Genomic DNA, 12995 nt, shown 5'->3' on the forward strand with positions numbered 1-12995 from the left:
GCGGTGACTGTTCCGACGCCATCGCGGGCAAGCCCGCTCCTACAGGGTTCAGCGCGATCCTTGTAGGAGCGAGCTTGCTCGCGATAGCGCCAGACCAGGCAACAAAAACCCCCTGACACACACCCAACAACTATGTACCGCTAACCCCCTCCCCCTCCGCCACACACTCATTCGATAACTATCCCGATTTTCAAAAAGGATTTTGATCATGAATGACGTGTCCGGCCGCGAAACCCGCGCCGCTCTATCGCCCCCTGAAAAAAACCTGCCGCCCCTGAGCCCGGGCTTTTTGACTGAAGAAGATGCCGCACGCTGGGTTCACCAGCAGATCCCAGCGAACTCCGACCGCGAACAAGGCAGCCTGATCCTGCGTCAGCCAGACGGCCCATTCAAGGCGACCGAGCCAGTGCCCGGCACCGTGAACCGCTTTGACCTGCGCAACCTCCTCGACGTCGATGCCCTGGGCAACTACCTGCACCCACCGGGCTACACCTGTGTGGCCAACGTGCATTCCCACCCGCCGGCCCACGACAAAGTCCGCGCCGCCAATCCGGGTCAGGATGAGCTCACGCTCAGGCTGTTCCTCGGCTTCTTCTCCGAAATCGACTTCGTCGCCGACGTCTCCGAACGCCGCTTCTTTCAGAGCGCCTATCTCAGCGGCCCTGATGGTTCGCTGCTGAAATACACGCCCAGCGGCTCGGCGGAAGAACTCGACTATTTACGCTGGCTCAAGGCCGGCGCCCCCAAGGGCGACCCGGCAGGCGTGTACGGGGTGGCCAATGTCATCCGTAAAGTCGCTGCCCTCGGCGAGCTGGCGGTGGTGGTTTCAAACAAGGACTGGGGCGACTCGGTGGGCAAGGTACCGACCGACTGGAAGCCCGGCCGGGGCTTTTCCAGGAGCCGGATCACGCAAATGCCGGCACTGACTCGCCTGTGTGTCAGCGCCGAGCACGCCGTGCTGGCGGCGCTGAAACCCAAGAGCGCGCAGTCCTGGGGGCTGGTGCTCAGACACCGCTCGTCGCCCACCTTCGTCGCCACCCAGGCACGCCCCGCCGGCCGTGCCGCCTGGACCCCGGCGCTGTATTTCCCCACGGGCGACGACGGCCAGTTGACGTTGCCGGCCGACTATCTGCTGGACGGTTTCTACTACGCATCCCGGCCTGACCCGGCGCAGTCTCCGCCCCAGGAGCCCTGGCTCTACGAGAACTTCTTCACCCCGGCCGACCTGGCCGTGGCCGTTGCCTGCCAGCGCGCTGTGCCGCGTGAGCCCGGCCAACCGTTTTCGCTGTACATGCAGGCCGGGGACGCGGCCATGCTCAAGTACAGTTTCAGCGGCTCGGCACAGGAAGTTGCGCTGAGCACTGACAATCCCGACGGCTCCATCGGTAACGGTGGCCGCCAGGCCAGGTTACGCACCGGAGCACTCAAACCCAGCGATTACGTGGCCGAAGTCGCCCAGGCCGGACCGCTTGAAGTGCTGCGCGCCAGCGCGTTATGGACACGTCCCGGGATTGTCGGCAGCGAGTGGCAAGCCTTCGCCGGTTTTCCATGGCCGGTCCTCAGCCCGTTGTTCCTGTCCGCTGACGACGCCGCCCGTTATCTGCATCGGCAGATCGGGCAGCGTCGGGACCGGCGTTTCGCCGGCTATATCTTTCAACGCGGCGACCAGCGGTTCGTCGCCACACTCGCGCTCGAAGGCGGTATCGAGGCGCTCAGCAGCGGCCGACTCTACCCCCAGGACAACGCTGGCCGGTCGATTTTCCCCAGCGGCCTGGTTTTGCACGCTCGTTACGTTTCCCACGAGGCATTGTCGCGGCTCGACCCGGAGAACGTGCAGAAGCGCAAATGGTCCCGACAGGACGCCGCCCTGAGCCTGCAAATGTTCAGCGTCGAAGAAACGCGCCAGGTGCTGCTCGATCAACTGCCCCTGTATTTATCCGGTTCTGCCAGGACCCTGTTGCGCTTCGAGCCCGGTGAAACCGGCACCGCCCAATCGCTTGTAAAACGTCTGGGGACACACAAGCACCCAGGGCCGGTGGTGCAGGAGCTGGAAACCGGCCTGACCTTGCCCCATGCCTTCATCAAGGAGCAGGCCGCCGCCGGGCGCCTGACGATGATCGTCAACAGCGAAATGTGGGGCCCCCGTGGTCTGGTGACATCCAACTGGGCGGCGGCCCAGGCCCCTTCGCAATGGAAACGTCCCGAGCAAGTGGCGTTTGGCGCAGTGTTCTACAGCGCCGATGCCGCCGCCGAGGACCAGTATTCGCGGGATGTGCGCCTGCACGATCAGGAAAAAGCCTGGTTTGGCTTCATCCTCAAACACAAGGAGCGCGAGGAGTACGTCGCCAGCGAATTGATCCCGGTCGGCGAGGCCAGGAACGACGTGTTCCAGCCGCAAAGCCTGTTCGGGGTCAGCCGCACGCCACCTTGGTACACCTATCCAGCGGGTTTCCAACGTCATGCGTTCTTCTACTCGCGCCAACGCCTGAAGCGTTCGCTGGAACAGCCCACGTCCTGGCTGTCGCAGTATTTCATCCTGCCCGATGACCTTTATTCCGCGGTGTATTACTCACGGCGCCGGCCAGTCGCCGAGTCGCCCGACCCCATCGCGCTGTACATCAGCACCCAGGATGGCGCGCTGCTCAAATTCGACAATCGCAAGGGTAACCGGCTGTTCGACAACGACGCGCCGGGCCTGGGTCTCGATGACTTCAAGAGCCTGCTGAGCAGCGGCAAAATGCAGCCTGACGAGTTTGTTCGCGCCATGATCAAGCATGGCGGGCTGCAGGTCATGCGCACCAGTTTGTGCTGGGACCGGCCCGGGCCGGTCGATGTGCACTGGCGCCCGTTCGAGAACCTGCAACGGCGCGAACTCAGCCCTGCCTTCAAGAGCATGGACGACGCGGCAGCCTACGCCCGTTCGCGAATGCCCGATGAGCCACGGCGGATCTTCGCCGGCCTGCTGCTGATCCGCGCCGACGGGCTGTACCTGAGCACCGAGCCTGCCGAAGTGACCAGTGAGGATTTCGACGTCAGTGTCATCTACCCCGCGCAAAGTATCCTCGCCGGGCTGTTTCCCGCGGGGTGCAAGGTTGCCGGTCGCTACCGCAGCCGGGTCGTGGGTGAACCTTCGCTGGTGCTGTCGCATTTGCAGAAACAGACGTACCTGAATCTGCCGACGGTTGACACCCTGTTCACCGCATTCAACCGCAAAAGAATTCCGGCGCCCCAGGCCGATCCGGCGCTCGACGAATACCTGTTCGGCCCCCAGGGCGCGATCATTCGTTATCGCAGCCGGCTGCTGGGCGACCTGCATGGCCAATTGAAGAGCGTGGTGCCGGGCCTGGCCGGGGATGCTGCGCAACTGACCGCCGGCACCGTCAGGCAACTGCTCTACAGCGGCGAACTCAAGCCCGGTGCCTGGCTCAACTGCCTGATCGGCGCAGGCAGTTTGCAGGTCGTCGCCGCCAGCCCCTTCTGGGGCAAGCCGCGCACGGTGAGCGGCTGGCAGCCCTACCCTGTGGTGACCACACTCGAGACCAAGGCCAGGTCCGCGCCGCTGTGCAGCCCGATGTTCCTGCAGGCCAATGCGGCGGCCCGGCATGTTCACGAGGCTGCCGGCGAGCGGGCCGTTGCGACGTTCGGCCTGATGCTGTCGGGCGCCCGCGATGGCCTGTTCTACGCCAGCTTGCCGCTGCCGGTGCAGGCTTCGCCCCTGTCCGTCGACCGAGTCTTGCCGCGAGGCACGCCACCTGCCCACACCACGGTGCACGCGTTGTACCTGTGCGCCCAACGCGCCGCCGATCAGGCGCATGACTGCCGGCGGTTCCTGTTCTCGCCACTGGACATGCACGGCGTGTGTTCGGCGGCTTACACGCCTCAGGGTTATCGGGTGGTGTACTTGTCCTGCGCCGATGGAGCGCTGCTGCGGTTCGCCATGAGCAGCTACGAGCAGGGTGAGTTCCTCGACGCCCAGGGTCAGGTGGAGTTGCGGTCCAACCAGTTCGCCACCCAGGTGCAGGCGACTCAGGATGAGGATGACCTGGCACAGGGCCGATTCGACCTGCCGGACTACATCCGGCGCATGGCACGGGCCGGTACGCTCGAGGTGATCATCACCAGCCCCTACTGGTCGCGCCATGGCCGGGTCGATGCCAACTGGCAGCCGCGCATGGCCGACCTGTTGACGCAGCAACGCTGGGCGGTCGATCCCGAGCCGACATTGGGGCCGCTGTTCGATGACTGTGATGATGCCGCCCGCTACATCCAGCAACGCGCTGGCAGCGGGTATTCCCACGACATCGACTCGGGTTTCGACAGCGCGATTCTCGCGCGTCCGACTTCGTCTGCCGACGCTGCCCGTCGGTTCGTGCCGTTGGAGGCCCTGGGCAGCAATGCCAGTGGGGAAAACTCGGTCAATCGCATCTTCCGTCCACGGCAGGATCCTTCCAGGACTTCGATCGACCGCTACCCCACGTATCCCGAGGGTTACGAACCGGTGGCGGCGCATCAGTTGTTCCTGTCCGGCAACACGACACAAGCGCCGGACAACGAACAGGTCTACGCCAACTACGCCTCGCCGCTGATGGTTCGCGAGCGCACCCACGACCTGAAAGACAAAGGTTTCGACATTCGCTACCACTACTACACAAGCCCTCACGGCGTATTGCTGCGCTACACCCCGCAATACTCGGCAGCCGAAAAGGCGTTGCTGTCGACGGCGCCGGTGGCCTTCGAAGGCGGCAGGTGGATCACGAAACTCGGCCCCGAAGACTTCATCACCCGACTGGTCGAACTCGGCGATTTTCGCGTGCTGATCGCCGGGCATTACTGGCGCCAGACCGGGCGCATGGGCAAGCAGTGGCGGGAGCAGCGCCAACAGTCACCCAACCTGGGCGTCGTGCACACCCGTGACGAACTCTGAAACCCTGTAGGAGCGAGCTTGCTCGCGATGGCGGTGGATCAGGGACGTAAATGTTGACTGGCACACCGCAATCGCGAGCAAGCTCGCTCCTACAGGGGCCGGGTCAGTCGTGGAATTTTTGGGCGGCATAGAATCTGTAGGAGCGAGCTTGCTCGCGATGGCGGTGGGTCAGGTACGTAAATGTTGACTGTCACACCGCAATCGCGAGCAAGCTCGCTCCTACAGGGGCGGGGTGCAGGCATTAAAAAACCCGCTGGCCATAACGGCCCAGCGGGTTTTTATTGCGGCAGGGCGATCAGAAATCTTCCAATCGCCACACCTCGTAAGCCGGTGTCTCGTAGGGATGACTGAGTTTCAAGGCCGCTACGCACGCCTTGATCCACTCGTCCGCCACCACCAGCTCCACTTTCCATTCATCGAGCACTTCCACTTCACCCAGTTTGCCGATGTACGGCTGGCTGCCGTCCAACGCGCGGAACTGGCCCTGACCCAGCACTTGCCAGGCACAGTGGTCGTAGTCGCCGATGCGCCCGCCGCCGGCTTCGAAGACGGCGGTTTTCACCGTCTCGACGTGGCTGTCGGGCACAAAGAAGCAGAGCTTGTACACCGCCTCAGTTCACCCAGACGCGGGCGTTGCGGAACATGCGCATCCACGGTGCGTCTTCGTTCCAGTCATCGGAACGCCACGAGTTCTGCACGGCGCGGAACACACGTTCCGGGTGCGGCATCATGATGGTGACGCGACCGTCGCGGCTGGTCAGACCGGTGATCCCGCGCGGCGAACCGTTCGGGTTGGCCGGGTAGGTTTCGGTGACCTTGCCGTGGTTGTCGACGAAACGCAGGGCCACGCAGCCGGACAGATCGGCTTCGAGCAGTGCCTCTTCGCTTTCGAACTCGGCATGACCTTCACCGTGGGCGATGGCGATCGGCATACGCGAACCGGCCATGCCCTGCAGGAAGATCGAGTTCGACTCCTGCACCTGGACCATCGCCACACGCGCTTCGAACTGCTCGGAACGGTTACGCACGAAGTGCGGCCAGAACTCGCTGCCCGGAATCAGCTCGTGCAGGTTGGACATCATCTGGCAACCGTTGCACACGCCGAGGGTGAAGCTGTCGGTACGTTCAAAGAAGCCCTGGAACGCATCGCGGGCGCGGCTGTTGAACAAAGCCGACTTGGCCCAGCCTTCGCCGGCACCCAGCACGTCGCCGTAGGAGAAACCACCGCAGGCCACCAGGCCCTTGAACTCGTTCAGGTCGACACGGCCGGCCAGAATGTCGCTCATGTGCACGTCGATCGCACTGAAACCGGCGCGGTCGAACGCGGCCGCCATTTCCACCTGACCGTTGACGCCCTGCTCACGCAGCACGGCAACCTGTGGGCGAATGCCTTTCTTGATGTAAGGCGCGGCGACGTTTTCGTTGACGTCGTAGCTGAGCTTGAAGTTCAGGCCCGGATTGTCTTCTTCCAGCAGCACGTCGAATTCCTGCTCAGCGCACTCGGCGTTATCCCGCAGACGCTGGATCTGGTAGCTGGTCTCGGCCCACTGGCGTTGCAGCAGACGACGCTCGCCTTCGAAGACGTTGTCACCGTTGTAGGTGATGTTGATCCGGCCATTGTTGATCGGCTGGCCGATCACCGACACACAGTCGCCCAGGCCAGCCGCGCTGAATTGCGCGAGGATGTCCGGGGTGGCGTCCTGACGAACCTGGATCACCGCGCCCAGCTCTTCGTTGAACAGGATCGCGGCGATGTCCGCGGCGCTGTCCGCCAGGCTGTCGAGGTTCAGGCTCAGGCCGCAGTGACCGGCGAAGGCCATTTCCACCACGCTGGTCAGCAGACCACCGTCGGAGCGGTCGTGGTAAGCCAGCAGGTGATCGTCGGCGTTCAGGCCCTGGATCACCGCGAAGAACGCCTTGAGATCTTCGGCGTCATCGACGTCCGGTGCCTGATTGCCGAGCTTGCCGTGAACCTGGGCGAGAATCGAGGCGCCCATGCGGTTCTGGCCACGGCCCAGGTCGATCAGGATCAGGTCGGTGGTGCCCTTGTCCATGCGCAATTGCGGGGTCAGGGTCTGGCGGATGTCGGTCACTGGCGCGAAACCGGTGACGATCAGCGACATCGGCGAGGTGACGGTCTTGTCTTCGCCCTTGTCGTTCCAGCGGGTGGCCATGGACATGGAGTCCTTGCCCACCGGAATGGTCAGGCCCAGCTCAGGGCACAGTTCCATGCCGACCGCTTTCACGGTGTCGTACAGGCGTGCATCTTCACCCGGGTGACCGGCAGCGGACATCCAGTTCGCCGACAGTTTGATGTCGGAGAGCTTGCCGATGCGCGAGGCAGCGATGTTGGTCAGGGTTTCACCAATGGCCATGCGGCCCGACGCCGGAGCGTCCAGCAGGGCCAGCGGCGTACGCTCGCCCATGGCCATGGCTTCACCGGTGTAGACGTCGAAGCTGGTGGCGGTAACGGCAACGTCGGCCACCGGCACCTGCCATGGGCCGACCATCTGGTCACGGGCCACGAGGCCGGTGATGGTGCGGTCGCCGATGGTGATCAGGAAGCTCTTGCTGGCCACGGCCGGGTGATGCAGGACGCGCTCGATGCTGTCGGCGATGTCCAGGGTCGACGGATCGAAATCGTCACCCAGTTCGGCTTCGCGGCTCACCGAACGGTGCATGCGCGGCGGTTTGCCCAGCAGCACTTCCAGTGGCATGTCCACCGGGCTGTTGCCGAAGTGGCTGTCGGTGACGGTCAGTTGCGGTTCGGCAGTGGCTTCGCCGACCACGGCGAACGGGCAACGCTCGCGCTCGCAGATCGCCTTGAAGCGCTCGAAGTCGGCCGGGCCGACCGCCAGGACGTAACGCTCCTGGGATTCGTTGCTCCAGATTTCGTGCGGGGCCATGCCCGGCTCGTCATTTGGCACGTTGCGCAGTTCGAAACGGCCACCACGGTCGCCGTCGTTGACCAGTTCCGGGAAGGCGTTGGACAGACCGCCCGCGCCGACGTCGTGGATGAAGCTGATCGGGTTCTTGTCACCCAACTGCCAGCAACGGTCGATGACTTCCTGGCAGCGACGCTCCATTTCCGGGTTTTCGCGCTGCACCGAGGCGAAGTCCAGGTCAGCCGAGCTCGCACCGGTGGCCATGGAGGAAGCGGCACCGCCACCCAGGCCGATCAGCATCGCCGGGCCACCCAGCACGATCAGCTTGGAGCCGACGACGATCTCGCCCTTCTGCACGTGTTCTTCACGGATGTTGCCCATGCCGCCGGCCAGCATGATCGGCTTGTGGTAACCGCGCACTTCGTCGCCATGCGGGGTGGCGATCGACTGCTCGAACGTACGGAAGTAGCCGGTCAGTGCCGGACGGCCGAATTCGTTGTTGAACGCGGCGCCGCCCAGCGGGCCTTCGATCATGATGTCCAGCGCGGTGACGATGCGCTCCGGCTTGCCGTACGGCACTTCCCATGGCTGTTCGAAGCCCGGGATCTGCAGGTTGGATACGGTGAAACCGGTCAGGCCGGCCTTTGGCTTGGCGCCACGACCGGTGGCACCTTCGTCACGGATTTCGCCACCGGAACCGGTGGAAGCGCCCGGGAACGGGGCAATCGCGGTCGGGTGGTTGTGGGTCTCGACCTTCATCAGGATGTGCACCGGCTCCTGCACCGCGCCGTACTGGCGGGTTTCAGGGTCCGGGAAGAAGCGGCCGGCGACGCTGCCGACGATCACCGAGGCATTGTCCTTATAAGCGGACAGTACGCCTTCGCTGTGCATCTGATAGGTGTTCTTGATCATGCCGAACAGGCTTTTTTCCTGGCTCTGGCCGTCGATGTCCCAACTGGCGTTGAAGATCTTGTGACGGCAGTGCTCGGAGTTCGCCTGGGCGAACATCATCAGCTCGATGTCGTGCGGGTTGCGCTTCAAGCCGACGAAGGCGTTGACCAGGTAGTCGATTTCGTCTTCGGCCAGGGCCAGGCCGAGCTCGACGTTGGCTTTTTCCAGCGCGGCGCGCCCGCCACCCAGTACGTCGATGGCGGTCAGCGGCTTCGGTTCGGCGTGGCTGAACAGGCCGGCAGCCTGTTCCAGGTTACCCAGCACGATCTGGGTCATGCGGTCGTGCAGCACGTCCGAAATCAGCTGGGCGTCAGCGTCGCTGAACTGGCCGGCGACGTAGAACGCGATGCCGCGCTCCAGGCGCTGGACTTTGCTCAGGCCACAGTTGCGGGCGATATCGCTGGCTTTACTGGACCACGGCGAGATCGTGCCGAAACGCGGCAGTACCAGGAACAGACGACCGGTCGGCTCCTGTACCGGAACGCTTGGGCCGTACTTCAGAAGGCGCGCGAGCACCTGCTGTTCGTCGCCGGTCAGGACGCCGGTAACTTCGGCGAAGTGAGCGAATTCAGCATACAGGCCACTGACAGCCGGAACCTTCTGGCTCAGTTGCTCAAGGAGTTTGCTGTGGCGAAAGGCAGAAAGGGCAGGAGCGCCGCGCAGGATCAACATCTTCGGGACAGCCTCGGGAAGGGGTGTGCTTTGAGGCCGTGCATTCTAGCCTAAACCGCCCGCGACATCACCCGAAACGGTACACACGGTCGCCCCCGCGCGCCGAACCGGCTTTTTGCGCCCCAAAAGGTGGTTCGCCAATGGATATTTTTACTGTCACAAATGGCCATCAGAGCCCATTCCCGCGGGCTCCAGAGGGGTTTGCCCGCTGCTAGCAGACAAGGCCCTCGCTGTCGATATATGGCGCCCGTGGTCCTTTGCGTATACTGCGCAGATGTTTTCCCCAACGGCTTTGCGTCCGCGATACGCCAAATGGCTCATCGCAACCGGACTCTTCCTGATGCTCAGTGGCTGTGTTGATAAACCCAACACCCTCGAGCGCGTAAAGGAGGATGGCGTGCTGCGGGTGGTCACCCGAAACAGCCCCGCTACCTACTTTCAGGATCGCAACGGTGAAACCGGCTTCGAATTCGAGCTGGTGAAGCGCTTCGCCGACGATCTGGGGGTCGAACTCAAGATCGAGACCGCCGACAACCTCGACGACCTGTTCAGCCAGGTGGGCAAGCCCAACGGTCCGGTGATCGCGGCGGCCGGCCTGGTCAGCAGCGAACAGCGCAAGAAACAGGTGCGGTTCTCCCATTCCTACCTCGAAGTCACCCCTCAGGTCATCTATCGCAACGGCCAGTCGCGGCCGACCGATGCCAAGGACCTGGTCGGCAAGAAGATCATGGTGCTCAAGGGCAGCACCCACGCCGGGCAACTCGCGGAGCTGAAACAGAAGTTTCCCGGCATCGAATACGAAGAGTCCGACGCGGTCGAAGTCGTCGACCTGCTGCGCATGGTGGATGAAGGCCAGATCGACCTGACCCTGGTCGATTCCAACGAAGTGGCGATGAACCAGGTGTATTTCACCAACATCCGGGTGGCTTTCGACCTGGGTGACGCCAGCGAACAGAGCTGGGCGGTGGCTGCCGGCGAAGACAACAGCCTGCTCAACGAGATCAACGCCTACCTCGACAAGGTGAAAAAGAACGGCACCCTGCAGCGGCTCAAGGACCGCTACTACGGGCATGTCGACGTGCTCGGCTACATGGGCGCCACCACCTTTGCCCAGCATTTGCAGCAGCGCCTGCCCAAGTACGAGCAGCACTTCAAGAATTACGCGAAGAAAGAAAAGGTCGACTGGCGCCTGCTGGCGGCCATCGGCTACCAGGAATCGCTGTGGCAGCCCACCGTCACCTCGAAGACCGGCGTGCGCGGCTTGATGATGCTGACCCAGAACACTGCGCAGGCCATGGGCGTGTCCAATCGCCTGGACCCCAAGCAAAGCATCATGGGCGGCGCCAAGTACCTGGCCTACATGAAGGATCAACTGGACGAGTCGATCCAGGAGCCGGATCGCACCTGGTTCGCCCTGGCCGCCTATAACGTCGGCAGCGGCCACCTCGATGACGCCCGCAAGCTGGCCGCCAAGGAAGGGTTGAACCCGGACAAGTGGCTGGACGTGAAGAAAATCCTGCCGCGCCTGTCGCAGAAGCAGTGGTACAGCAAGACCCGCTACGGCTACGCCCGCGGTGGCGAGCCGGTGCATTTCGTGGCGAACATCCGTCGCTACTACGACATCCTCACCTGGGTGACCCAGCCGCAGCTGGAAGGCAACCAGGTCGCCGAAGGCAACCTGCATGTGCCCGGCATCGACAAGAGCAAGCCGGCCCAGGAAACGCCGCCGCTCTGATCTGTGGGAGCGAGCCTGCTCGCGATGAATGCCCGGACACCGCAGGGTGTCAGCCAACCCGCGTTATCGTTGACGACCATCGCGAGCGTGCTCGCTCCTACAGGTACGGCGTGGTTCCTGTGGGAGCGAGCCTGCTCGCGATAAATGCCCGGACACCGCGGGGTGTCAGCCAACCCGCGTTATCGTTGACGATCATCGCGAGCAGGCTCGCTCCCACAGGGTGAGGGGCCAGGGCATCAGGCCTTGGCGGCCGCCAGGATCAGCGCTTTCATTTCGGAGACGGCGGACTTGAAGCCGACGAACAACGCATGCGCCACCAGCGCGTGGCCGATGTTCAGTTCGTTGATGCCCTTGATCGCCGCGACCGCTTCGACGTTGTGGTAGTGCAGGCCATGGCCGGCATTGACGATCAGCCCCTGGGCCAGGCCGAAGGCCACGCCGTCGGCGACTCGCTTGAGTTCTTCGGCGACTTCGGTCGGCGTCTCGGCATCGGCGTAACGTCCGGTGTGCAGCTCGATGGCCGGGGCACCGACACGGCGCGAGGCTTCGATCTGCCGTTCGTCGGCGTCAATGAACAGCGAGACTTCAGAGCCGAGCCTGGACAGGCGTTCCACCGCCGCCTTGATCCGCGCTTCCTGCCCGGCCACATCCAGGCCGCCTTCGGTGGTCAGCTCCTGGCGGGTTTCCGGGACCAGGCAGATGTGCGCCGGGCGAATGCGCTCGGCGAAGGCCATCATTTCTTCGGTAACGCCCATTTCGAAGTTCATGCGGGTCTGCAGCACGTCCTTGAGCACCAACACATCGCGCTCCTGGATGTGCCGGCGGTCTTCGCGCAGATGCACGGTGATGCCGTCAGCGCCCGCCTCTTCCGCGTCCAGCGCAGCCTTGACCGGGTCCGGGTAGCGAGTACCCCGGGCCTGACGCAGGGTGGCAACGTGGTCGATGTTCACGCCAAGGAGAATGCGGGTGCTGGTGGTCACGAAAATGCTCCAGAAGAAGAGAGAGTTCGGTGCACAGCATACACGCTGAATTCAGGGCTTTCGAAACAACTCTCGGGAAACCAGCGGTCGGCCGCCCAGATGCACGGCCAGCGCCTGACGCATCAGACGCTTGGCCGCGGACAGCGCACCGGGGGCCGACCAGTCGGCCTCGGCCATGGCCAACAGCTCGGTACCGTTGAACAGGCCCGGTTGCAGCAGGTAGACCTGTTCCAGGCCGGCATCGACTTGCAGGCGGTACAGCCCCTGCGGGTCGATGGGCTGGCCGTGGATATCGGTGGACAGCGCAAAGCCGTAGCCGAGATCGTCGAGCAGGCGCCATTCGAAGGAGCGCAGCAAGGGCTCCAGCGGCCGCCCCTCGGCCAGCGCCAGCAGCGTCGCCGCGTAGTGATCGAACACGCCGGGGTGCGGGTCTTCGGCCGGCAGCAGGCGAATCAACAGTTCGTTGAGGTACAGGCCACTGAACAGCGCCTCGCCGTGCAGCCAGGTGGACACACCCGCGCTCTCCATGCGCCCGACATTCTTCAACTCGCCGCGCCCGCGAAACTCGACTTCCAGCGGCACGAACGGCCGCGCCAGCGTCCCCGCCTTGCCCCGCGCACTGCGCAACACCGCCCGCAACCGCCCTTGCGGCGTGATGAAGTCCACCAACGCGCTGTTTTCGCGGTAGGCGCGGGTGTGCAGGACGTAGGCGGGTTGGCCGGGTTGCGGGGTTTGCGACATGTAAGTCTCGATGAGCAAATACCACTGTGGGAGCGAGCCTGCTCGCGATTGGCTCTGGCAGCCAACATTTATGTCGACTGACAGGCCGCTATCGCGAGCAGGCTCGC

General features: G+C 63.8%; 6 protein-coding genes. 2 read left to right on the top strand and 4 right to left on the bottom strand.

All coding sequences use genetic code 11. The features are described from left to right. Positions 1 to 208: 208 nt before the first annotated feature. The gene (locus ABVN20_RS08260; RefSeq protein WP_368555160.1) at positions 209 to 4924 is read left to right on the top strand and encodes a DUF4329 domain-containing protein; all 4716 of its coding nucleotides are present in this window, start codon (positions 209 to 211) and stop codon (positions 4922 to 4924) included. Between the two features lie 295 nt (positions 4925 to 5219). Here the strand turns inward: ABVN20_RS08260 and ABVN20_RS08265 are convergent, their stop codons facing one another. Together ABVN20_RS08265 and purL are read right to left on the bottom strand one after the other, a co-directional pair. Further along, a complete protein-coding gene (locus ABVN20_RS08265) occupies positions 5220 to 5531 on the bottom strand; it encodes an NGG1p interacting factor NIF3 (protein ID WP_368555161.1) in 312 nt (103 codons plus the stop codon). 4 nt (positions 5532 to 5535) lie between these two features. Then, the gene (purL, locus tag ABVN20_RS08270) at positions 5536 to 9432 is read right to left on the bottom strand and encodes a phosphoribosylformylglycinamidine synthase (protein ID WP_368555163.1); all 3897 of its coding nucleotides are present in this window, start codon (positions 9430 to 9432) and stop codon (positions 5536 to 5538) included. Between the two features lie 274 nt (positions 9433 to 9706). Between purL and mltF the strand changes: the two genes are divergently transcribed. Beyond that, positions 9707 to 11167 (top strand): membrane-bound lytic murein transglycosylase MltF, encoded by a 1461-nt coding sequence (gene mltF / locus ABVN20_RS08275; RefSeq protein WP_368555165.1) that lies wholly within the window; start codon positions 9707 to 9709, stop codon positions 11165 to 11167. Between the two features lie 236 nt (positions 11168 to 11403). On the opposite strand, the gene pdxJ is transcribed toward mltF, so the two are convergent. Together pdxJ and recO are read right to left on the bottom strand one after the other, a co-directional pair. Continuing rightward, positions 11404 to 12147, bottom strand: coding sequence for a pyridoxine 5'-phosphate synthase (pdxJ, locus tag ABVN20_RS08280; RefSeq protein ID WP_368555166.1), 744 nt, complete (start codon positions 12145 to 12147; stop codon positions 11404 to 11406). A 51-nt stretch (positions 12148 to 12198) separates the two neighbouring features. Beyond that, the gene (gene recO / locus ABVN20_RS08285) at positions 12199 to 12888 is read right to left on the bottom strand and encodes a DNA repair protein RecO (RefSeq protein WP_368555167.1); all 690 of its coding nucleotides are present in this window, start codon (positions 12886 to 12888) and stop codon (positions 12199 to 12201) included. Positions 12889 to 12995 lie beyond the last annotated feature (107 nt).

This window comes from Pseudomonas sp. MYb118 (assembly GCF_040947875.1).
In the GTDB taxonomy this organism is placed as follows: domain Bacteria; phylum Pseudomonadota; class Gammaproteobacteria; order Pseudomonadales; family Pseudomonadaceae; genus Aquipseudomonas.